Raw genomic sequence first — 24,299 nt, forward strand, 5'->3', positions numbered from 1 at the left:
CTTTAATTAAATGCCGAACAGCTGTAGCATAATCCAGCTTGATGCGTAGAATACCATGAATTGCACACCAGCCCCTACACCTAAAATACGATTCAATAATCCCCCAACAGTTGCGACTGTAAATGTTAACACTACTCCTAGCAATTGTGCCTCGTTATAGGCAAGCAAAAATGCTAATCCGATAAACATCGCTACGATTGCTTCCTGGCTAATATATTTCAATACTAATACAGATGCTTTACGTGCATAATTCATCGCAAATGGATAAGCAATTAAAGCGGCTACACTAATACCGATTAACCCAAAAATGAAAAAGTCCCATGAAGACATTAGCGTGTGTAGGTTGTTAACTGGATCTACTGTAAAAATCGGTGGTGCATTAAATAAAGGTGATGCTGGTCCAAGTGCTACTGGGCTTAACGGAATACCGAATGCAATTAATGGAATAATCGCTTCAGCTATATATGTCGATTCCGTTACACCATTCATGACAGTAAGACTCGTTGTTGATTTTTTATAGGCACCTTTTGTACGTGAGCCTACAATTTCTCCCATCAATGACGTCATCCCGACAGGACTGAAGACAAATGTAAGGGAGGAAAGAAACGTTGTAATGCTCGTAAAAATGGTCTGCCTTTTCGATAAAATTTTAAATGGATTCGGGAAATAGCCCTTCCATGATTTCGTTTCGGGAGCAAGATTATATTGATTTGGCTTACTGCGAGCTAGATCATTTTTAGCAACGGAGGAAGCCGCCATTAAAATATTACAAAACATCGGTCCAATGGCAATTCCTAAAAAGAATGTAATACTTAAATGTTTATCCAGCATCGCGAAGCTAACACTATCTAAAGCTTTTATGAAAAATGCAAATGGAATAATGATTAAAATACTTGCCCATTTTCCTTTTGAAAAGAATGCGATTAAAATTGCGGCAAGTGTAAAAATGATGCCTGATGAAGATTTAAAAAAGTCGGCAAATTGACCTAAAAACTGACCTAACAATACAGCGGTTGGTAGGGCGATAAATGCACCGATTACACCGCCAGAAATCATTTTACGTAATGCAACGTGCGGCATCCCTAAACGGCGTAATGTATTGGCATGGTCAATTAAAGGTACAGCTGTTGTGTCCCCAGGAATCCCTAATAACGCAGTTGGGACAGCATGTGTTAAATGCTTAGCTAACACGCCCGCCATGAAAAATGCGAATACCCCTTCAGGAGGCGCTCCCAGCAAAATAACTAACAATGTAATGGGTACCATAATTGCTGTTTCATCTGTACCTGAGATAAGACCAATGACAGTAAAGATAGCTGCACCAAGAAGTGCAAATAAAAGAGCTATTACATAAATACTCATTTTTTATCCGCTCCTTTCAAGCCTTGTAAGCTAGAAAGAATACCAAAATCCTCAAGCTCCTTTTTTGTCACCGGATCTTCCTCGATTAAGCGTATTTCCTCGTCTATATCAATCTGTAAATCCTCAAATGCTTCCTTTAAAGAATGACTAGATGCTTCATCTTCTACTAAAATACGTTTTGGTTTAAAAAGAATCGTATTAATAGCAACAACAATCAGAATACCCGTGATTCCTGTTAACAATGAATAGGAGTTAATCATTTGAGGGTCTGCAAACTTCGGAAAAACCCACTGGCCAAACTGATAGCCTAAAAAGCTTGCGGCAACGCTTAAAATAATTGAAATAATTAATTGATTACCAGAAACCGTGTCTCCTAAAATTTCAATAAACTTCTTTTCCTCTACATTTTTTTGCTCATTGTATGGAGTATTCGCCATGTATTATTCACCTCGCAGAGAGTTTGTAATCTCTAAAACACGATCATAACGGAAATCCTTCTCTTCTACCGCCTGCTGCACAACTCGATCAATAATATCGCCTGTTGCTCCAGCCATTACAGCCAAGTTTTTCGCATGCAGACGCATATGACCAGATTGAATCCCCTCTGCTGAAAGTGCGCGTAAGCTTGCTAGATTTTCTACTAATCCTACTGCGGCAATGTAGCTTGCTAGCTCCTCTGCAGATTGCACATCCATAATTTTTAGCGCTGCTTTTGCAACAGGATGGGTCTTCGTAGCCCCTCCCACAATACCAACAGCTAATGGCAATTCCAACGTCCCAACAAGATTGCCTGCTTTATTCAGCTCCCATGTTGTTAAAGAACGATATCTACCAGAACGAGCAGCATAGGCATGAGCCCCAGCCTCAACAGCACGTGTATCATTACCCGATGCTAATACCGCAGCTGTAATACCATTCATAACCCCTTTATTATGTGTGGCAGCCCGATACGGGTCAGCATCTGCAAATTCGTAAGCACTTACAATATTTTTCGCAATCTCTATCCCCCCGAGCATTTCTGTCGAGAATTCACCACGCGCACGAACAATACGCTTATCTGCTAAATTTGAAATAATCCGTAGCACAACTCGTCCATTTGTAATCCGTTCGATTAATGGTGACACAGATTCCGCCATCGTATTAACAGCGTTTGCCCCCATTGCATCCTTCGTATCAACGATTAAATGGACGACAACCATAGTTTCTTTTGCTGTGTCGATTAAGTGCACTTCTATATCCTTCACTCCACCGCCTAACTTGACTAACGTTGGATCTTTTTCATTACAATGCTCGATGATCTCATTTTTATGTTCAAAAATTTTCGCCCTCGCTGCATGAGGGTCCTCAATATTTAATACCTGAATCTGTCCGCGCATAACTGTTCCCGAGCTGGAAGTAAAAATACCCCCTAACTCATATGCTGCACGGGCCGCATTACTAGCCGCAGCAATTACTGACGGCTCTTCCGTAGCCATCGGAATAAATACCTCCTTGCCATTCACCTTAAAGTTGGCCGCTACCCCTAGAGGCACTGAAATATGTCCAATAACATTTTCAACCATTGCATCTGCAAGCTCTAATGAAATTCCACTTTTTAAAGCTTCAACTTCCTCGTTGGTTAAATTTGATTTTTCAGCGATTAACTTAATTCGCTCTTCTACTGAAAGTAAATAAAATCCCTTAATACGTGAAGTCATCCCCATACCCCCAAAATTAAAAAAGTGTAATATAATTCAACTTAGTTGAATAACATTACACCAATTGTAAATTGTCTGAATAGTATTGTAAACAAGAAATTTGTATTTTCGATAATATATACGTTTAAAAGAAAGATTTAATCCTCAACATAAATCGTTAATACCTTTGAGTTTTCTGCAGAATTATTAATAAAGATATGCTCCTTTTTCCCAGAAAAATACGCAGAGTCCCCTTCTTCTAAATTGTAAAATTTATGATCGTATTTCAAGACGATACTACCCGAAATGACATAAATAAATTCATCATTATCGTGAGTATAAGGCGCTAAATTTTCCGCCCCATTATGTACAGTAACAATAGAAGGATTGATATTACTCATATAGCTCTTATTCGCTAACAGCTCATATTGATAGCCAAGTTCATTCGTCTCAACCGTCTCATGGCGTTCTTTTTTCGATACAATCGAAATGCCATCAAATTGATCCTGAATAACAAACCAAGCCATTGGCACATCAAATATTTCCGCAATCTTAGATAATGTCACCAGACTCGGTGTCGCTTTGCCATTTTCTATTTTTGAAATATGGCTTTTCGTTAAATGAATCTGCGAAGCTAAATCATCCTGAGACATTTTATTTTTCTTCCGCATCTGCTTTATTTTTACTCCAACTTCTAGTAAGTTCATCTATTCCAGTCCCCTCGATCATTTCTGTTTTTACAATAACTATACTATATTTTTGAATGATGGATCGAAAAATACGGGAGTATATTACTCCTTCATTGTCGTCTGTTCAATTAAATTCAAAAGGGTGTGCTGAAAGTTTCTCGACTTTTAGCACACCCTTCTTCCATTATAGTGATGGGATTCACTTCTTCTTAGGCTGAATCCCGCGTTTGAGATTGTTGCATTATGCTCCACAATAAACACTTTGAGAGGCCCAAATTAGCTTAAGTTGAACTGAAGACGGAGTAAAATTCTAGGGTAGTACGGTACAAGGAATGTTAAGAGGAATGGATATCTGATAATAAGTTTTCTGTCATCAAATCTGCCATTTAGGAGAATAATAAAATCTACCGTAATTTTATGTTAAAGAAAAACATAGGGAGATTTTTGTCTTCCTATGTTTTCATTCAAATTATTGATCTGTTTGTTCTTGCTTCTTTTTCAAATACGCCGCACGTATTTTCTCAAGTTGCTGCTTTTTATCAAATTGGGCTGGCTTGTTTTTTTCATGATACTTCGTCACAGCCGCCTTACCTTTAGTATCCAATTGATATTTCCCCACTTTGGTTCACCTACTTTTCCTGCCTTTAAAGAAATCTATTCAACAAATATAGTATACCTTATTTTGCTGATGTAAACCTTTTTCCTATATTGGTGTACTGCTTAACCTTAATTTCGGTAAAAGCTTAGTAAATAATTCATAGCCAAAAGTATTATCTGTATCCATCCATTTTTATATTATTATACCTTTATCATTATTTACCGCTACAATCTTGCTCACCTTTATGTATGGAGACGGCGGGAATTTGAACACATCACTTATAAACCAAGCTGTATCAACGTTTCCGGACACTTATAATTTTTATTGACCAGATTATGACCTGACGTGTCAACACCGTATTATAAATCACCATACAGGGAAACTAGCTTGTTCTTATTGCTAAAAGCACATACTTAACAAAATTTGTGAATCCTATAAACTTCCTGGTTTACTACACTCGTTCGATTGAAGTGTTTGTTAGGTAACATTTATGCATTTATAGATAAATTTCAGTATATCCTTAGCAAGTGTAATTATAGATACTTCAACCTTATAAGGATAAAAAATTTAGGCACAGATATACCAACTAAATTCTTAAAAAATCCTATCCAATCATGGATTATAAGCAACTCTTTTAAATAAGTACCTAACACTACTGCTTAGATTTTCTGTTTTGCTAAAAACATACTGTAAATCATTTTTAATTGATCAGCATTGATTTCTATATTATTTTCATACATATACTTAACTGCGTATCCTAAAGCAAGTGTAGTAGCACCAGCAACACTAGCTCCTACAGCTGAGCCAGCACCTGGAACAAATTTCACAATCTGTCTAAATACAGACTTACCTATATTACCAACTATAGTAGCTAAAATTAACTCCTTTGCGTTATCTTTTGATAAAGGTTTATCATATAACGTAGCTAACTTAAGCATCATACCCACTTGAATTCCTGTTATAGGTATAATATCTGACCCCGGAATGGGAGAAGCACCTACAGCTGCTGCTGAAGCCCCTGCTCCAACAATCCATTTATTCGCAACAGAACTTCTATTTTTTAAATGCTTTCCCAATAAAATATCCTTTGATTTCTTTCGTAATATATCTAACAGGTGCCTTTGTAACATCTCTATATTCTCACCTGTTTTGGACGATATTGGTGCGATTGGATACTGATTATGAGTTTTATCTTCTATATATTTGACTAATGGAGGTACATCATCTGCCGCATCTATTTTATTCAAAACAATTACTATATCATTATTAGTTTTAGAAATATCTTTAAGGTTTTTTAGTTCATTATCTGATAGTACAGTGCCAGCAGCATTTAAAAAAAATAATATAATATCGGCATTTTTATAGTACTCAAGTGTTACGTTGGAATTTTCTTTATGAACATCATCTAAACCAGGTGTATCAACAAAAACAATATTTTCTTTATATGGTATTTCTTTAATATCAACAGTTTCTCCTGGTTTGGCTCCTACCATAGCTATTTCTTCATTCATAAGTTTATTAATAGTGGAGGACTTTCCGCTATTGACATCTCCTACTAAAGCCAATAAAATTTTTTGCGACAACTGAGCATTTATTTCTTCTGATTCTTTTTCAAAAGCTTCTTCAAATACTTTGTTAAATTCTTCCGTATTAATTAGATTCGTCATTACCTCACCTCTATTATATGATAATTCGATTATAACATTTTTTAACATATATAAAGAAATGACATTATAATTTAATTGTATATTCAATGGATTTAAAGAACTATAAAAAGTATGGACACATCTTAAAATATATTTCTGCACGTATTTTTGGTACTACAAAACCACACTGTTTTGCATGGGATTTTGATACTACAAAGCTTCAATTCAGTTGTTTTGCACGATTTTTTTATACAGCAAAGCTATAATTCAGTTGTTTTGCATGAAATTTTGATACTACAAAACTACGATTCCATTGTTTTACACGATTTTTTTATACAACAAAGCTACGATTCCTTTGTTTTGCACGATTTTTTGATAGAACAAAACCATGATTTCATTATTTTGCACGATTTTTTGATAGAACAAAACCACATTGCTATTGTTTTGCATGATTTTTTTATACAACAAAGCTACGATTCCTTTGTTTTGCATGATTTTTTGATACAACAAAGCTACGATTCCTTTGTTTTGCACGATTTTTTGATACTACAAAACCATGATTTCATTGTTTTGCATGATTTTTTGATACCACAAAACCACATTGTTTTGCATGATTTTTTGATACTACGAAACTACATTGTTTTGCATGATTTTTTAATACTACAAAACCACATTGTTTTGCATGATTTTTTGATACTACGAAACTACATTGTTTTGCATGATTTTTTGATACCACAAAACCACATTGTTTTGCATTGATTTTTTGATACTACAAAACCACATTGTTTTGCATGATTTTTTACTACGAAGTTGCTCCTTCATTGTTTTGCATATTTTTATGAAAGAACAAAACTCCAATTCCATTACTTTGTACACTTCATTCAGTCCTAAATCTAGATACATGCCAATATAGTATGTGACTTATATTCCACTATAAATAAATCTCCCTTTACTGAATTTCCTGCAAAAATTACAAGAACAAGGAGCTCAATACGGAATATTTCCTTATCCCCCTGCTTATAGTAAGCAATCAAATAAAAATGGTGTCTTTATGACAATTTGAAAGGACTTGTGAATATGAACGTAGTAACCGAAAAAGTAGAATTGGAATCACTTTTGCTGGAGCACGATGTATTTTGCAATGGTGAATTAATAAGTACAAACATGAAAAAAATCATTCTTTCAACGGCACTCGATCTGTTGAATATTTCAAAGGACCACGCTATTGGCAAATAAAAAAAACCATCGCTTAGTACATACTAGGCAATGGTTTTTTGCTTTTCACTGAAGAAATTTCTCCTATTTACAAGGCAGTCTGCTTCACTAAGCTTTCTAAATAATCTATCTTGTACCTAGGTGGAATCGTAATTGGATTTATTCCATGCTCATTGAACAGCTTCAGATATTTTCGATAGGTGCTATCTGAATAATGCTTAGTTGGTGTATCTAAGTTTCCTTTAGAAACATATTTTGCGAATTTTTTCATTTCTGATTTTTCTCTAATTGATAAATCCATTGCAGCAATCATTGCTTCTAACCTAGGATAAGAATAAAAATCACCAGTGGAGCAAATGTTCAAAATGTACTTGTTCATATAGTTGCTGTATTTTTCTTTTTTAAAATAGTCCTTTAAAAAACGTAGCTCTCCTTTTTTATATTTTTTGTACTTCAAATGATCTTTTTTTACACACACCTCAAACCTCATCATCCCTCTTTCCCACAATTCAATATGTTCATTTTTATCTCTACGCTCTTGTTCCTTATCATAAAAGATAGTATGAATGCTTTTACATTGGTGATATTGTGAAGTAAAATAAATCTTTTTTTCCAAGTGAGCCTTTTTCTTTTTTAGCTTCCTGAATAATTCAAAGTAGATGTTCCTAATATTTTCATCGGAAACCTCAATATCAAATCGATAATCAACTCTACTAAGATTATGTTGCTCGAATAACTGCTCATCCCCATAAACGATGCTCAATGCTCCTTTAATATAACGCTCAACTTGCTCATAATCGCTTTCTTCTACATTCCCTTTATTTAAAATCAAAGGAATATCTATTACCATCTTACAAGATGCATTAAAGTTATTTGAGTATTCCACACTACTAATTCCTTTCATCATATGCCTGTGTAAAATTTGGTTTATTGGTTCTTTGCCATAGTGGTCCTTTCTAAAATTTATATGTTCGTAATCTAGTTGTATTGAAAACTCTGCTGTATGAATCATATTTTTCCTCCTCTTTTGAAGCGGATATTTTCTATTTAACGTAGTTATATCAACGCATTGCCGTTTCTTATTTACGCCAAATCCCCGCTTATTTACGTCTCTTTACTGCTTATATTTCAAGTGACTTTTCATTCTACAAAGTTCCGATAGAAACTATTCTAAAAATATTTTTCACACTATGCTTGTCAATTAAAAAATGCTATAAACGATAATCTGGTTATGCATAAAAACATGGATATTTATGCTTTACATAAGGGGTTCAATACAATGAAATACCTCACCAAATAATCTCTATAATAGGATTCATCTATCTAAAATAACAATAAGACGTATGAATAATATTGCAAAAAAATGAGTATGTATCATTGCCAGTTATAACTTAAACTGAATGACAAATTCTTTTACAACAAATCTATCTTCAATGTTACTTAGCTAACAATTTAAGAGAGGGAAAACGGGGAGTGAAGGAAATAAGAAAAAAATCCTACACCATTTACGATGTAGGATAGGAATTTAATATAGGTTGATTAGCATTCTTTTTAATACACTCTAATGAAATTGGAAATCAGATAAGTTGGATAAATCGAATATATACAGTTAATAAGATAGTCAACGTGATTTGCAGTACACTTTAAATTAAACCTTTTCTTTTAAGCTCTTCAATTATCTTTAATTCTTCAGCGGTTGGAACTGGAGTGGATTCTTCCTGATTAGGTATTTCACATTGATTTAAGCCCCAATCATTAAGTATGATTAATAGCTCATCAGAAATCCGAATGTCTCTTTCTCGAATTTCATTTAATCCCCAATCATTATACTGGTTAGAAAGATTAAGCAATAGCTGGATTTTTGATTTTTCATAGCTTTGTTGCTTCTTTTTAAAATACCCGTTTCCTGCAATAATGTTTAGTTTTTTCTCAAACGGAATCTTATTCCCAATATGTTCTACCAATTCTTGTACTTCGCTATCAGAGTTACTTGGGAAATAATTTGTTTGCCATTTTTGAGGCAAGATATGCTCTATTTCCCACTTTTCAGGAAGTAGGTCCTTCTGATTTTGATAAGCAAGAATCTTTAATATCATTCGAACTGTATTACGATGAGCGAGCTTGATTTTATCTTTTAATTCTTGTTCACTTACTCTCGGAAAGTTAAATTTTGGTACTGGAGATTTAATAATTTCAGAGTTTAAATTTAAAATCCCTCTCTTTACAGCGTTAATAGTTGGGGTAACTATATATCTCGCTGCCAAAACTGCAAGTAGTTTCTTTAAAAATTTCAAAAATAGTTCTTCGAAATCTTCTGAATCATTGTATTTAAGATAATATATAACAACTGGGTACTTCCAAAATTCATTGGGATATGAAGTTAATATATCTAGTACTTGTTTAATCTCAATATTTTTCGACCATTCTTCATCTTCAATTTCTACACGATTATTCACTACAAGCCATAAGTTAAGTAACGTATTCAAATTTTTCATTACATCGCTCTTGTATAACTGTTCAAAATTATTTCTTGAATAGTATTTTCTTATCCCTGGTGTTGTGGTATTTCTATCGTTTTCTAACGCTCTCAAATAGAACATATAATAATAAAACAGTTTTTGAATACTTTCATTCGCATTAGTTGCTTCATCATCAAGTTTTTGCCATTGCTCAATGAAAATTGCTTTCCCATTAGTATCTAACTGATTGTAGATCTTAGCTTTAAAAATATCTGCATCTGATAAAGCTAATCCTCTATCGTTCAAAGTGGAGAAAATTGTTAATGCTGTATCTTGTGAATCAGCCGTAATAGGTAATAAAATCGCCTTATTCAGTACATTTCGAATGAACCAGAAAAACAACTCTGGCTCACTTGTAGCATACTTCTCTATTAACTCTGTAAATAATTTGTAGTTTAACGAATAGTTATCTTTAGCCAAACCATCAACATTGCCTGTAATAAGTATTTCTGAAAAAACTTTGTTTCCTTCGTCCCTCATTACTCTGGATTCAATAAGTGTTTTTTCGAAATCAACCTCAGCAGTTAATTCATCTTGTTCCCACAATGCAGATTCTATTTGTCCCTTGAAGTTTTTTACTTCTTTTGTTTCTGTCATTGAATTTAGTTTTGAATAAAGTGCACGTAGTAATAAAAACAAAGAGGTAATTCGCTGTTGACCATCTATTATTTCTTGTTCGCCATTCTCATTTTCATAAGAAACAATTGTTCCAAGAAAATAAGTACTTTCGTTATTATTTTCTGTATACTCTACTAAGTCCTCAAAAAGCGTTTGAATTTGTTCATCTGACCACGCATATGGACGTTGATACTCAGGGATAATGAACTTATTAACTTTTCCTGTTTCTAATAATTGTTTAACACTTTGTTTGTTCACTTCGATTGTCGTTGCCACTTTCTATTCCCCTTTCTGTTTCACCCCAATAATACTAAATGCAATTTTATTAAATCTTTAACTCCTTACAAATATTAATCATCAGAAATACGTTAATTCACCAATACTTAGAGCTAATCAACTCACCCCTAATGCCTTATAAACCGCATCTATCGGATCTAAATAGAAGATTGGTTGAACTTTTACAATTAAATCTGATGGTACTGTATAGAAATCTCCCGCTGATGGTGCTGGTAGCAGAATTTTCTTTGCACCTGCATCCACACAAACTTGAAGAATATTTGCTAATTCTTCTACTTTCGAAATCGTCCCACCTACTGTCATATTTCCAACAATCACCAGACCTTCCTGTACAGGTTTCTCTAACGCTCCTGAACAAAGACCGATTAATTCTGCAATTGCAACCTGAGCAGTTAATCCAATGCCCTGTAAGTCTGTAAGATGCATTAAATAATCCTTCGTCTTGGTACTAATCGAACTACTAACACTTTTACTATTCGCAGTGAAGTAGCGGAATGCAGTATCAAGGCTTTCTTTCACATCTCTATTGGAGCCTACGCCAGATTTATCAAATTTACCTGTTCCACTAACAACTTGGTTTTCTAATTTATAGACACCTATCATACCTGTCAGTGCTTGACCTACAACATAGACATGCCCTGGTCGTAACATCCCTTCTGGAATAAGCTTTCCACCGCCCTGCTCAGGAACAGCAACATGCTCTTCTTGCATCGTTTCTTTATCTAAATAAGAAAACATTACATCATAGAATTCCATACCGCCAATTTTCTTCAGCTGTTCTTTTACTCTGCGGCGTCCCTCTAAAGAATATTTCAGGACTTCTTCAATATCCTCACGTGTATATTCACCATGTGGATATAGTAACTTCACTAAGCCTGACACCGTTTTACGTACGGCAATTGTGTCTCGTTGATTTAAGTTATTACCTAATTTAAAATAACGGTCAATTGCATCCGCAAACGAACGCTTTCTCATCTCACGGAAAAACTCAGCAATATAATCTACGATAAAGCCATAACGATCAGTAAAGAATTCTGGACGCATTTTAGGAATTTCCCAGCCTGGCATATAATAATGCATTCGGTCAAAGAAAGCAGTGTCGTTCGCCATTTCAGGTGGGAATGGGGCAAATAAATGAGATGTTTTCAAAAGAACATCTACACTTTGATTAATATTACCGACAAATACCATCGATGCAGATGCATTTTTTTCTTCTTTGCCACGTGCAAATGACCCAGAAGCCATATAATCCTTCATTATTTGAATGCCATCTTTATCCTTAAAGCGGATGCCTGCTACTTCATCAAATGCTACACAATCCCACATACCAACCAAACCTACTTTGCGTGTAGACATATTATAAAAAAGGTTGGCAACGGTTGACTGACCGCCAGATACTAATATAGAATTCGGTGAAATTTCTTTATATACATGCGATTTACCTGTACCACGTGGTCCTAATTCACACATATTATAGTTGTTTTCCACCAAAGGCACTAAGCGTAATAATAAATGCCATTTCACACGGTCTTCAAGCTGTGTTGGCTCCATGCCTGTTGAACGAATTAACACATCAATCCACTCATCTTTTGTGAACTGCTTACGCCCCTCAAAAACCTCTGTGATGTCCATATTTGGCATTTGAATTGGCTTTAAATTACTTACACTAAACGGATTTATATTACGTACTTCTTCGTCAAAGAAGTAATCGATTTTCACCATACACCAAATACCACCTACTAGCAGCTTATCAAACTCTTTTACATAGCTTGGTGGCACAGGAACGCCCTTTAGTCCTAAGTTTGAAAACTCTGCTTCATACGTATCAATTTTAGGATTTAAAGCAACTGTTACTTTATCGATAATGGAATATTGACCGAGCTCTCGAATTCTTGATTTAATTTTTTCTGCTTCATCTGGTCGCACAAAATTTTCAGCCAGGATTTTCTTCACTCGCTCTACGCCCTCACGAATACTTGCCTCATCGTCCGTAGCTGCATACATACCTAATAGATACTCCAATACATAAACAGGTACGTTTGCCCCTTCTTTAATAAGCTTTGTTAAATCTTTACGCACCACTCGACCAGCAAAATGTTCATTTAATTTTTTATCTAAATTTAGTGTCGAAACCTCGTCCATGTTCACACCTCTTTACTAAAAGTCAAAATCACTAACAATGCCTAAGTTAATTGAATACGGTATTTTTTCGATTACGACACCCGTCTCTACATCTTTTATATTCAAATAATAGTTTTTTGCACGATCATACGTAATGCTTTTTAATACAAATTGCAGCTTAAATGTACGCTCTTCAGACTTATCAAATGTTCGATCCCCAATTATTGTTTCTTCATTGGATAATACGCTTCCTTCATCATCCGTCATATAAATTAAAACGGTACGTGGAATTTTCTTATCTTCTATCTTTTCAGTTTGGAAAAACTCTAAGTTAAAAATGCTGTTTGTAATTTTTCGTGTCGTATTTGTTAGCTTAATATCCACTTTTTGAATCGATTGGACACCTTTTTGACCAGCACGTTTATTTTTAAATGTTAGCAAGGGAACAACCACTTCTTGTAAGCTCGCTCCACCGTGTACAAAGTTTACACCTGCACCTTGCAGGCGATTGCGAATTGTACCATTTGGTAAATAAACCGTTAATGCTTCTTCATTTTGAACAATTGTAGATAAATCCACGGCAATTTGCCCCTCTAGTTCACGCTGCTCCTTCGATAAAATATGGCGGCGTTTCACTTCGATTACATCCATCTTCTCCTTCGCCAATTTATCACTATCAGGAAGCTCTTCGCGTTGATATAAGAAACCATGATCGGCTGTAATATAAACATTCGAGCCACTTAAATCATCACGTATCACCTTTATTAAAGCGGATAGTTGATCTAACCCTTTTTCAACGGCATTGAACGTATAGATTTCTGTAGACGCTTTATCACCCATTGCATCAATCGTGTCATGATAGAAGTAAATGAGCTTCTTCCCTTTAAAGACTTCTCTACGTCCTGCCTTATTCATATCTAACACATCCTGAAAATGCACTGCAATACTATCTTCCACATACGATTCAAGTATTTTTTTACGCTTTTCTAAACCAGATGAATCCGTATCATCAATCATTACACGACCAGTTGCATCAAAATCAAGCTTACGATGAGGTAACAGAGCCGCCATCCCTAATTTTGTTACAGAAGGCACTACACCTAACAGCGTGCCTACCTCACAATCACCTATTGTTTCGGCATTTAATCGTTCTGCTAGTTCTACACCAACTTCATAACGCATCGCATCAGAAATAATAACGAACACTCGCTCACCTTTACGAATATGCGGTGCAATAACTGACGAATAAAAGCTTTGTTGACTTCTCACTCCTGGCAACGACCAATCCTCTGTCATCTCAGCTTTCACAGCCTGTGACCAATTCGTACTTAGCTCTGCCACAAACCAATTCGTATAAAGGTTTTCTACTAGTGATTTCAATTTTTTTAGCAATTCATTATTACTAGCCTCATCAAAAGCAACATAAAATTTACGGTAATACATATCCATAGCGTAATACTCTTTCACATACGCCTCATGTATCGCAATTGGTTCACCCTGCATAAGCCCCTGCTTATGCTCCTTGTAAAATTCATGCATTTTTACGGTATAGTACAACGCCTCATAAACAAATGTGAATTGCTCATAATAATGCTTCGCTCTACGTAGCTTAATTAGCTTCGTATAATTTTCAAAGTCCTCTAAATTCTCTAACAAGTTATTCGCAATTTTTATAATGATTGCCTTATCAAAATAGGGGAAAATATCTGCTTGCTTGAATTCTTCAACAGGAATCGATTGAATGATGCTTGCTAATTTCACTTCTTGCTCAATTCCAGCTGCATACTCATCAAATACAGCGTAATCCGTTTTATGGTGTCGCCAATGGTCGATGAATACTAATGAATTCGTGCGATTACGAACCGCTATAAAGTCCTTTAATCCACCTAAATATTCCTCTTTCATTGCATGACTAAGTGCCGTAACCGTCAAATGAATAAATAATGTTTTCAAGGTCTTTACTTCACGCTCATAGCCATACAGCTGCTCTACATGTTTCCAAAAAGCAGCTAAATCAAAGAACTTCTCCATCTGTGCGATGTATTTATTTTCAGTATCTTCTAGCGTATCCATTAGCACCGTTTTTAAGACCGATTCAAAATCTAGTGTTTTAATGCCACAAAGAACACTCATAATCGCAAGTTCAATCGATTCTTCTGTATAGTTCGTCAAACCAAAAGCCTGAAACTTCTTGAAGCGTTCTTTGTTATTAAAGAACTTTTCATATTTCTTAATAATCATTCGCAATGATGGATCAATATGTAAGTCACTAATAATTAATGAAATACGATCCGCAAAAAACGTTTTTGAATAGAGCACAATATCGTACAACCAATTTTCTTCCGAATTCAATTCCAGATTAGTGTAAATTAAATAATGAGATTGCGTATCCTCTTCCTCTAATAAATGCTTCATATAAAATTGGTTGTTATTCGTTAATTTCTGTATGTGTACACCATCTATTGTCATTTGATCAATTTCATCAATAAATTCTTGATCCTTGTCTACCCAGAATACAATTTTACGCTGCTCGCCACTTTTCAACGGCTCATTAAACGCATCCTGTAATGCAGATTCTATTTGTTCGATATTCAAATGAATCACCTCACCTTATATTATAGCCGAAAACACAAAAAAGCCCCTTCTAATTTTAGAGGCTTGTAAGGAATTCGGTGGTATATAGAATATGTTTTTTAAAACGGCTGCTCCGGTTCTAAATTATCCTTTTGAGTAATTTCTTTCTATTCTTCATGCTGAATGTCATGAAGACAATAAAACTCCTTAAATTCTTCATATATTTCATGAAATTGTTCTTTTAATTGTTTCGACGTATCCATACCATTCTCATATTGCTTAAGGAAATTTCGACAAAGTACCGACATTTCTTTTAAGATGCTATTACCATAATCATCATCTAAATATGATACTTCTTCTAAAAATTCATTAGCAAATGTATAGCATTCTACTTCATTATTCAAAAAACACTTCAATAAACCGTTACACCTATAAATTTGAGCAAAATCAAAATGAACATTACTATTTCCTATTACATCCATTTGCCTAACTCTTTCTACAGAATAATCATTCTCTAAATATTCATATTCTACAGTACTAACTAACTCCTGCGAAATGGTTCCAGCTATGACTTGTTCCAGATAATCATTAGCCATTGCAATATCAAAATCTAAAGGTTCAATATCATTGATATATCGGATGAATGGATTTTTATCTTTCGTCTTCATTAAAAAAACGATTAACTCTTTTGCTGCTATTTTTTCGTTTATATTCTGTTCTTGTAATGAGTTTTTTCTGAATTCCTGTATAAATACTTTTTCAGCCTTGGAACCATATCTAACTTCATACGTGTAAATACTTTGCATCCTCGCTAAGCGTTCAATTTCTATATAGTACTTTTTAGAAATTGAACCAATAACTCTACCAAAAAAATCTTTAAGTTCTTCGTTATTTCGTATGCTTCCTGAGAAAAAATCTTCTTCATAATTTCCTTTAAAACTCCGACGAATGTAGTTCGATAATTCTAACTTTTCCGCTTTCAATTCCGTTGATACATGAAATCTACCGTATCTATGCTTATCATAAAAGATACTTAATAATTGTAGAAAAGCATTTTCCCTCGTACTTAATCTAATAGCAATACCATTTCTTATAATACGATTATGTAGGTCTTGATGATTGTGACTTTTCAAGCTATCCTCAAAAATTGTAATATCCTCAATATTTTCAGATAATACGATTACTACCTTCTGTAGCCTCTCAATGCCAACAGCTAAATTATAAAGAAGCATGAACATTTCACTTTCAATATCAAATAAATTAATTTGTTCAAGCTCTTTCATCCCATTATAAATAAATGTACCCGCAATTTCGATTTCGGTTCCCATTTTAAAGTTTTTGTAATGTAAGATTGGATCTTTAAATATATCTGTCATACTTACAGCCCCCTATATTCAAGTAAATGTTTACATATAAACAAATTGAAAGGATCTATTACTGTATCCTTTAACCTATAAGGATACAGGGCTACAATTAGTTATATTTTTAAATTTCCATAGGCTTAAAACCATAGGATTCTATCAAGCTCTTTTCTTCATCAGTTAGAATCGGTACTGCCCATATTAAAGAATACTTTGCTCTTGAATTTGCGACATAACCAATTCGTCTCCCCTCTCCATTTCCATCTATCCATTTCTTCCAATGCCCATTCCCTTGCCCTGTATTTCTTTCACTAGATACCACCATCACTGAATCATATTCGTTTCCTTTAGCCGCATGAATAGTATTAACTTTAGGGTAGTTATCATCGCTTGTAATAGCAGTAAAAGTTATCTTATTTTTCGCCGTTCCACTAGGACAAATAATCTTTACCTTACAAAAATCGCGTTCCTCTTTATCATATTGCTTCAAATTTTTATAAGCCTTATTTAATATACTGATTGCATTCTCCCTAAACAGCTTGTACCACTCACCATAAGTTTTATTATCAAAAGTCATTAACTCTGGATATTCATTAAACAAATTTAAATAATCCTTCAAAAAAATTCTCCATCTATATAATGAATCGATTGACACTGGGCAATAATAACTTCTTTTGTTTTTCGTAACACCAAAATATTTTTGAAGACCCTGCCCTACTAATTCGAGAGCCTGAATTTGTTTGGAAGGAACCCCATTATTCCAAAGGTGTAACGCCTCTAAGATTGGATGTCGGTTTTCTTGACTATTTCCTAAAATATCTTTTAATTTTTGTTGTCGGACTAACATTATGGAATCTTTAATGGCAATATTATTGTCTTTAAGGAATTTTATATATTTATCTTTCAATGATTGAACATCATTATATTCATAATAACAAACGCTCTCTTGAACGAAATTACACGTTGCATGCCCAATCATTTTTTGACTAATAGATGCCACTTTGTTGGATACCTTAACAATTGAATCATGACTTCTAAAATTATTCGTTAATTTTAAACAATTAAAAGTTGCAACCACCTCTGATGTAGCTTCAGGATCAGCATCTTTAAATTCATATATAGCTTGATTTAAATCTCCAACAAAATGTACGGTAGCTCCTACATCACCCAATATTGTCAAGATAGCCAGCTCAACCCATGATAAATCTTGGCATTCATCTACAATAATAACAGGAAATCGTTTAACAACTTGCTTTGCTAAAAACGAATTATTCTTCAATACATAATATGCTAAATGGTACATATCTTCAAAATTTGCAAAACCGTCTTTGTAGAAATCTCCTTTATCCGATTTAAATTGTTCCTTAATATAGTCATACTGCAAAAACCATGGTTGCTGCTTCTTTACTCTTAAATCTTTTACATACTCTTGAAAAACTTTTGATTCATAATATTCTTTTAAAGCTATAGAACTGTTGAATAAATTAATTACGAAATCTTCAATTTTATTATCGTAATATACTTGATGTGCATAAATACTAATCTTCCCTCCATCGTTAGTAAGATATTGGGTTTTAAACTTATACTTAGTAAGCCATGAGTTATTAATAACTGATGTATTCTTCTCAATTAATGAATACGATCTATTTGCCTCTGACTTGTTATTTTTTATAAACATACTCCCGAAATTTTGCGAAATATATCCATGAATAAATCCTGTTAAAGTACCAATATAATGCGGATATAATGAGGACTTATTTAAATATTGATTCGCTCTAATCTGAATAGTTTCAGTGGCTTCATTTGTAAATGTTAAAATTGCTAATCCACCTGATTGATTATTCCATCTATTTATTTCATAGGCAGCCTTCATACCAACAACTTCTGTTTTACCACTTCCTGCACAAGCTTCTAAAAATACATTCTGATTAATAGGCGATAAAATATACTGTAATTGTTCTTCAGTTTTTTCTCGTACTTTTTCAAAAATAAAATCTTTAAATTTGTCCGAAATATTTGGATCACTTACTAAAACTTTTACAATCTCTTGTTCCATTTCCCATTTATTCATTCGCACCATTCATCCCCTTTACACGCCCAAATGATCGCTTGCTTAATATAAGTAGGTACTTTAAAAAGTTTTTGTATTTTATGTAACTTTTCATTTGTTTCTAAATTTAATTTATTTACCCCACATATTTCCCCCTCAAGATAAGATGTCAAAGACTGAGCATACATCCCTTTGCCAACCTTCTCATCATCAATATGCGTAAATGTAAATATTGCATCCTGTGCCTTTAAACTTATATCAGAATAAATATTATCTCGTTCAACAATTTCCTTACATGTTTTAAATACACTTCCTGTTTCAGACGGCCACAAACCTTTAAGAACCTCCGTCATTATTACAATATTGCCTTCCATCAATAAATCGTATTCAAAAGTTTTTAGTGGGGAACTATATAATCTAGCCCAATCGCTTTTATTAATCTCCTCTTTTAATTTCAATGCACTATTAGCTCCTAAAACCTGTTCAGTTGGATAAACTTCTTTTAATTCCGTCGCTGGATTGCCATCCTTCATTACTAATTCACCATAATCATCACGAATTTCTACCTTTTGTTTTGCTGGATCATTATCTGTAATACCTGCACAAAAAATCGGTAGTTTCTGAACTCCTGTTGTATCCTCAAAGTTTGCAAATAGTTTCATGAAATGTGTAAAGTTAATTCCATAGATATTGATTACAGACACTCCTGCTTCTTCTAAAGAACTTGGCAATTGATCCTCAGTATTTTTTGAGTTATACTCCGCTAAAACAATTTTAGCTAAAGTTGGAATGAGCATTGCTTCACTTATACCCTCAACTAAAATAATTCCTTTCGAAAATAATAAAGTAGATTTTGTAATATCTAGCCAACGATTGAGATAATTTTTACTCTTACCTAAATCAATATTTTTTAACGATGAAGCAACTATTTTTTCATCTAGATATGTAATGTGACTTAAATTATCTAAATCTACAGATGCCGCTAATACTGGTGAGTGCGTTGTAACTATAACTTGAATATTGTCTAATTCACTCGTTATATTTTCTAAATATTTAATAAATTTAATTTGTAATTGTGGATGTAAATGTGCTTCCGGCTCTTCAATTAATAAGACCGTCATCAGATTTGTAGATTTTAATAATTCAAGTTCCGCTAATACAGTTGCTATATAAAGCAGATTATTGTATCCTAGGCTATTTACTGATATGTCTCTAAAAAATTCTTGATTTGTTTGCTTAATGCCAGGAAAAAAGACCATTTTTATACTTTCTACAATTCGATTGAAGCTAGTTTCTGCAAATTGTAGATTAATGCTCTGACCTAGCCTACTTCCTAAAGCTTCTTCTAACTTTTTATTTATACTGTTTCTTGCAGATTCCATTTCATTATAATCACCATTTGTATTAGTTGTAATTTGCTCATTAAAATTGGAAACTTTTTCTACCAACGTATCTTTATTATCACCATATTGCTTTTTTAACAATTGAGCCAATCGCGATTTTCTTCCATTAATTAATTTTTCCTCTGCATTTCTTAGAGGTGGCAAGTAAATACAATCAATGTATTCATACGTTTCTTCTTCAAAAATACTAGCTTTAGATGCTCCACCCCAAATTTCCTTTTTATAGTATCCCTTCCTATTTGGAGATGAATTTACTTCTAAATGCAGCTGTGCTTTAAATTTCTCATCACACCAAGTTAGAAAAGTTATTTGTTCATCCTGATTCAATTCCTCAAATATTAAATCAATAGAAATTTTGGCGGCTATGTATGATTTGTCTAATGCAACATAAAAATCATCTTCACATATATTCATATAAGAAAATTCATTTTCTTTAAGTGCTAACCTTCAGGCATTAATAATTGTTGTCTTACCTGCTCCATTTTCACCAACTAATATATTTAAGCCCTTTCTAAATTCAATTTCTGAATTTACTTTCGCATTTTTATATCCTGAAATATTGAGTTTTGAAATATACATTTTTCTTTCCCCCTATTCATTTGTATCTACTATAGTAAACAAAAGAGAAGCAAGTTTATAACAACTGCTTCCCTTTCTATAATTAAATCTTCGCTACTAGTCCTTTAAATAGCTCATAATTATGCTTCACACCGTCATCTAAATCAATTTCAATTTGCTGATCCGCCATATGATGCAATAACTCATCATATTTTTTTAATTCATCAATTTTCTTTTCTAGTGATTTTAATTCTTTCTTTGCAGCTGCAATTTCTTTAACAGTTGAATCACCATTAATGATATTCAATAAATCCGTTCTCTGTGCATCCATTCGATTTTGTACCTCATGTACATAGTCGGTACGGATACGAGATAAGGTTGTTTTATCATAGCGATGCATGTAAATTAAACAGTTAAACGCCTTTTCTTTGCCTGATGTGAAGAGCCAATAGATAGGGCGTTTTTTGTAAGTTTGGATATGGTCTTTGTAGAAATCATTTAAGAAATAACGGCGTATTGTTTCGCGTGCTGTTTCATTTTTCTTACAACCAAGAGCATCCGCAATAAAATCAAGGTTTTCTTCAAGTGTTTCTTCGCTAAATGTCACCCGTACAAATTCAACGAATCTCGACACAATATCATTCTCAAAGTAAGCACCAACTAAAATCGGCAACACATTATCCGCATCAGCTGGGAACGCTTTATAACGATTCAAATCAAACTCCCCACCAGCATACACGAGTCCTTCCTCTTCAAGAGAATAACGACCAAAACCGCAGCCAACTGCGTAGGAAATAAATGACTTAATATCTTGCTCTAAATCAGCTTTCCGTACCGTCACATCCTTATCATCCACATCTGGCGTCAATTCATCCTGTAAACCGTAAATGTCTATGAAAATACGATTAAGCTTTTGTTCATTATCTTTTAACTGATTAAACTGTGATTCAGTAAAATACGACCACTGTTCAAAAGCAGAAGCAAGAGTTAACGAATTTTCATTTAACATTGGATGCCTAGTAAAATCCCAGGAGGTTTCAAAGGAATCCCAATCTCTTTTTGAAATACTAATATTATATTCAGTTAGAGATGCAATTTCTGCTTTTATACTTTCTTGAGCTAAAAAAATAGGAAGCTTTCCTATATGTCCTGCTTCAAAATTAATTGTTGGACTTATAATTTTTAGTAACTCTAAAGAAACATTAGAATTTAAAAAAGCTAAATAATACATTCTATCATTAGAGAAAAGTGCCTTGCCACCACTTCCAAATATAGAATTATCTAAAATTCTCATCGAAGGTAAACCACTCGAAATTCCTGACCATGTTATTCCACTCTTAAAATAATATTCCGGGCTAACAATTCTCCCACCAGCAGCCCCTTTAGTTTTTAGTTTAATTTCCTTACCGTTCTTATACCAATTAACTACATATTCCTGATTTCCATACCATTTTCGGTAGCTTCCTCCCTTGCTAAAAGGATACCATTTTAATTGATTTTGTTCTGTTTCTTTTAAATTTAGAATATTAAAGCCAATATTACTATTAGATACTTCATGCCAATAACGTAAAAATACATTATTATCTGTAGTTGATAAGCCACTTTTAGGTTCAGCAATCGATTCTATCTTTATTCCATTAGTAAATGCTTTTCTAATTTTATCAGTGGTCCAATATGATATAAGTACCCCTGGGATTTCATTAAAGTATTTCTGATTAAATGTATACCTGTAATGTACTCTTGGATTTCGAATAGCTTCTAATGTCTTAATCGATTGATTTTCTGCCCCTCTAAAATCAGATAATCGAATATATTCGCCATTCAATTCACAATTATAATTTCGTAATGTAAATGTACAAATCGGCACTGTTGCTTCATCAAACCCTGAGTATTCTAACTGGACAAGACTACTAATTGTTTTACTATTTATAATTTTACCCCTTAATTTTTCGTAAGATGAAATAAACATCCAAACAAACGGTGTCATGAAGCCCGTGTGTCCATTTTCTTTCGTTGCTTCAAAGCTATACTCTATAAAAGCCGAGAATACATCTGATTTTACATCTGAATAATTTTTTGCTAAGTAGTTTGAGATTTCTGGTGTTAAATACTTATTTCCCGCATAAGGTGGATTCGTAACAAAGACATCATATTTTGTTGTCATTATAATTGATTGTTTTAAGAGTTGTTTTAATAAAGGTATTAATTGGTCTTTTATGTTTAATTCAAATAAGTTCCCAGTGGCCTCTTCAATCGTTACTATTCTTTGTTTTAAAAATGCTATATCGAAATAATCTATTTTAATTAGTGAACCAATCGCTTTTGCATCTTTAAACTGATTTATGAAGTTATATATGTCATCATATTTTTGACCTGACGCTTCACCTGCTAAAAATGCAATTTCATTATCTGTCAGGTTATTTGTTTCTTGTATAGCTGCTAAATTCATTTCCAAACCGTCACGTTCGATAATGCGTAAAAACCGTTTGTTGTATTGTAAGGCTTTCATTACAACTGTAAAGCTAGCTAATTGAAAAGCTCGTTCGTCAATATCTAATCCATATAGGTTCTTTTCAATGATTAAACGTGGAATTTCTCGTTCCATATAGCCGCATTTACTATAGATTTCATACAGTACATCAAACATATATGCTAAAATATGTCCACTTCCCATTGCAGGGTCAAAACATTTAATGTCTTCTACGTTTAGTTCTTTATTGATATAAGGTGCTAGCTTTTCTTCAAAATCAGGTTCTGGATTCGGATTTTCTAAATAAAATTCCCAGTTTTGAATTAAATCTCTTTGTTCTGGATGTGATTCAATCCAGTAACGCCCTAATGCATTTTGTACCATGTAACGTACAATCCATTCAGGTGTAAATAGTTGAGTGGCAAATGGTATTTCCTCAGCTTTATAACGTTTCTTCGCTTTAATAACACGTTCATTTTCTTCTGAAATATAGTATTGGTATAACCACCCAACTATTTCAACCTTTGTCCAACCTTCCTCTGAGATATACTCTTCATCCGTCATTTGGCGAACGAATGTACCTGTTCCTAAAAGACCATCTGGGAACAAAACTTCCATATATCCCTCAATTGTCTCAAACATAAACGGCATATAGCGATTCAGATCATTACAATGAATTTTGATTAGATATTTGAAGAGCTCATCTGTGTTGTTTTCAATTTTTAAGTTATAGACAAGCTCTTTATCAATCGGTAAATCCAAATTTAATGCCTCTTTAAACATATCCGGCTCTGTACTATCTGGGTTCACTGAAGAAAGTACACGTACCTTTGTTGGTAAGTAATCGTTCACTTCCATATAACGTAATGCGATGAAGCGATTAAACCATGTATACGCCGCTTCCTTTATTACCTCGTCATACCCAATTTCGTTAATACGTGCGATTAACTTATTGCGTTGCTTACGCTCAATCTCTGAAAGCGGCTTGCCATCAATAAAGATGGCGTCCGAGCTTTCTAATGATGCTTGCTGGATTGCTTCTGGTGTAATGCCAAGCTTCAATGCTTGTAGTTTAATTTTTTCAAGTAGTTCGCGGCGTGCTTCTGTTGCAAAGCTCTTTAAAGCCGATTTATTCATTGCTC

Annotated in this window: 16 protein-coding genes; 1 reads left to right on the forward strand and 15 read right to left on the reverse strand. The window is 33.8% G+C overall.

Annotated elements, in window-relative coordinates:
• Positions 1 to 6: 6 nt before the first annotated feature.
• The 6 genes from NY607_RS20500 to NY607_RS20525 all read right to left on the reverse strand — a co-directional run bounded on the left by NY607_RS20500 (position 7) and on the right by NY607_RS20525 (position 5,992).
• Positions 7 to 1,362 carry a tripartite tricarboxylate transporter permease gene (locus NY607_RS20500; protein WP_066037148.1) on the reverse strand — a complete coding sequence of 452 codons (1,356 nt, stop codon included), beginning with the start codon at positions 1,360 to 1,362 and terminating at the stop codon, positions 7 to 9.
• A complete protein-coding gene (locus NY607_RS20505; protein WP_048394316.1) occupies positions 1,359 to 1,799 on the reverse strand; it encodes a hypothetical protein in 441 nt (146 codons plus the stop codon). Before NY607_RS20505 ends, NY607_RS20500 begins: the two co-directional genes overlap by 4 nt.
• A 3-nt stretch (positions 1,800 to 1,802) precedes the next feature.
• Positions 1,803 to 3,059, reverse strand: a complete 1,257-nt coding sequence (locus NY607_RS20510) for a hydroxymethylglutaryl-CoA reductase, degradative (protein WP_048394314.1) — start codon at positions 3,057 to 3,059, stop codon at positions 1,803 to 1,805.
• Positions 3,060 to 3,196: 137 nt separating this feature from the next.
• Positions 3,197 to 3,745: a helix-turn-helix domain-containing protein gene (locus NY607_RS20515; RefSeq protein ID WP_259420289.1), complete on the reverse strand. Its 549-nt coding sequence runs from the start codon at positions 3,743 to 3,745 to the stop codon at positions 3,197 to 3,199.
• Between the two features lie 451 nt (positions 3,746 to 4,196).
• Complete coding sequence (locus NY607_RS20520) at positions 4,197 to 4,346, reverse strand: hypothetical protein (RefSeq protein WP_009373145.1); 150 nt, start codon at positions 4,344 to 4,346, stop codon at positions 4,197 to 4,199.
• A 638-nt stretch (positions 4,347 to 4,984) separates the two neighbouring features.
• Positions 4,985 to 5,992 (reverse strand): GTP-binding DUF697 domain-containing protein, encoded by a 1,008-nt coding sequence (locus NY607_RS20525; RefSeq protein ID WP_259420290.1) that lies wholly within the window; start codon positions 5,990 to 5,992, stop codon positions 4,985 to 4,987.
• A 1,056-nt stretch (positions 5,993 to 7,048) separates the two neighbouring features.
• Between NY607_RS20525 and NY607_RS20530 the strand changes: the two genes are divergently transcribed.
• Positions 7,049 to 7,207 carry a hypothetical protein gene (locus tag NY607_RS20530; RefSeq protein WP_259420291.1) on the forward strand — a complete coding sequence of 53 codons (159 nt, stop codon included), beginning with the start codon at positions 7,049 to 7,051 and terminating at the stop codon, positions 7,205 to 7,207.
• 67 nt (positions 7,208 to 7,274) lie between these two features.
• On the opposite strand, the gene NY607_RS20535 is transcribed toward NY607_RS20530, so the two are convergent.
• The 9 genes from NY607_RS20535 to pglX all read right to left on the reverse strand — a co-directional run bounded on the left by NY607_RS20535 (position 7,275) and on the right by pglX (position 24,294).
• Entirely contained in the window at positions 7,275 to 8,198 is a 924-nt protein-coding gene (locus NY607_RS20535; RefSeq protein ID WP_259420292.1) for a hypothetical protein, read from the reverse strand.
• A gap of 631 nt (positions 8,199 to 8,829) precedes the next feature.
• Positions 8,830 to 10,599: a DUF262 domain-containing protein gene (locus NY607_RS20540; RefSeq protein WP_259420293.1), complete on the reverse strand. Its 1,770-nt coding sequence runs from the start codon at positions 10,597 to 10,599 to the stop codon at positions 8,830 to 8,832.
• 117 nt (positions 10,600 to 10,716) lie between these two features.
• Positions 10,717 to 12,762 (reverse strand): protease Lon-related BREX system protein BrxL, encoded by a 2,046-nt coding sequence (gene brxL, locus NY607_RS20545; RefSeq protein ID WP_259420294.1) that lies wholly within the window; start codon positions 12,760 to 12,762, stop codon positions 10,717 to 10,719.
• A 15-nt stretch (positions 12,763 to 12,777) separates the two neighbouring features.
• Positions 12,778 to 15,336 carry a BREX-1 system phosphatase PglZ type A gene (gene pglZ, locus NY607_RS20550; RefSeq protein WP_259420295.1) on the reverse strand — a complete coding sequence of 853 codons (2,559 nt, stop codon included), beginning with the start codon at positions 15,334 to 15,336 and terminating at the stop codon, positions 12,778 to 12,780.
• 146 nt (positions 15,337 to 15,482) lie between these two features.
• Positions 15,483 to 16,691: a hypothetical protein gene (locus tag NY607_RS20555; protein WP_259420296.1), complete on the reverse strand. Its 1,209-nt coding sequence runs from the start codon at positions 16,689 to 16,691 to the stop codon at positions 15,483 to 15,485.
• A 109-nt stretch (positions 16,692 to 16,800) separates the two neighbouring features.
• Positions 16,801 to 18,747: a UvrD-helicase domain-containing protein gene (locus NY607_RS20560; RefSeq protein WP_259420297.1), complete on the reverse strand. Its 1,947-nt coding sequence runs from the start codon at positions 18,745 to 18,747 to the stop codon at positions 16,801 to 16,803.
• Complete coding sequence (locus NY607_RS20565) at positions 18,744 to 20,543, reverse strand: ATP-dependent nuclease (protein ID WP_259420298.1); 1,800 nt, start codon at positions 20,541 to 20,543, stop codon at positions 18,744 to 18,746. The genes NY607_RS20560 and NY607_RS20565 overlap by 4 nt, the downstream gene beginning before the upstream one ends.
• A gap of 33 nt (positions 20,544 to 20,576) precedes the next feature.
• Positions 20,577 to 20,708: an AAA family ATPase gene (locus NY607_RS20570; RefSeq protein WP_259420299.1), complete on the reverse strand. Its 132-nt coding sequence runs from the start codon at positions 20,706 to 20,708 to the stop codon at positions 20,577 to 20,579.
• Positions 20,709 to 20,790: 82 nt separating this feature from the next.
• Entirely contained in the window at positions 20,791 to 24,294 is a 3,504-nt protein-coding gene (gene pglX, locus NY607_RS20575; RefSeq protein WP_259420300.1) for a BREX-1 system adenine-specific DNA-methyltransferase PglX, read from the reverse strand.
• Positions 24,295 to 24,299 lie beyond the last annotated feature (5 nt).

Origin of the sequence: Lysinibacillus sp. A4 (assembly GCF_024919535.1) — a bacterium.
In the GTDB taxonomy this organism is placed as follows: domain Bacteria; phylum Bacillota; class Bacilli; order Bacillales_A; family Planococcaceae; genus Lysinibacillus; species Lysinibacillus capsici.

Excerpts from the sequence above, each read along its gene's own strand:
- NY607_RS20500 (WP_066037148.1), bottom strand. The coding sequence starts at position 1,362 with ATGAGTATTTATGTAATAGCTCTTTTATTTGCACTTCTTGGTGCAGCT.
- NY607_RS20505 (WP_048394316.1), bottom strand. The coding sequence starts at position 1,799 with ATGGCGAATACTCCATACAATGAGCAAAAAAATGTAGAGGAAAAGAAG.
- NY607_RS20510 (WP_048394314.1), bottom strand. The coding sequence starts at position 3,059 with ATGACTTCACGTATTAAGGGATTTTATTTACTTTCAGTAGAAGAGCGA.
- NY607_RS20515 (WP_259420289.1), bottom strand. The coding sequence starts at position 3,745 with ATGAACTTACTAGAAGTTGGAGTAAAAATAAAGCAGATGCGGAAGAAA.
- NY607_RS20525 (WP_259420290.1), bottom strand. The coding sequence starts at position 5,992 with ATGACGAATCTAATTAATACGGAAGAATTTAACAAAGTATTTGAAGAA.
- NY607_RS20530 (WP_259420291.1), top strand. The coding sequence starts at position 7,049 with ATGAACGTAGTAACCGAAAAAGTAGAATTGGAATCACTTTTGCTGGAG.
- NY607_RS20535 (WP_259420292.1), bottom strand. The coding sequence starts at position 8,198 with ATGATTCATACAGCAGAGTTTTCAATACAACTAGATTACGAACATATA.
- brxL (WP_259420294.1), bottom strand. The coding sequence starts at position 12,762 with ATGGACGAGGTTTCGACACTAAATTTAGATAAAAAATTAAATGAACAT.
- NY607_RS20555 (WP_259420296.1), bottom strand. The coding sequence starts at position 16,691 with ATGACAGATATATTTAAAGATCCAATCTTACATTACAAAAACTTTAAA.
- NY607_RS20560 (WP_259420297.1), bottom strand. The coding sequence starts at position 18,747 with ATGAATAAATGGGAAATGGAACAAGAGATTGTAAAAGTTTTAGTAAGT.
- NY607_RS20565 (WP_259420298.1), bottom strand. The coding sequence starts at position 20,543 with ATGAATATATGTGAAGATGATTTTTATGTTGCATTAGACAAATCATAC.
- NY607_RS20570 (WP_259420299.1), bottom strand. The coding sequence starts at position 20,708 with ATGTATATTTCAAAACTCAATATTTCAGGATATAAAAATGCGAAAGTA.
- pglX (WP_259420300.1), bottom strand. The coding sequence starts at position 24,294 with ATGAATAAATCGGCTTTAAAGAGCTTTGCAACAGAAGCACGCCGCGAA.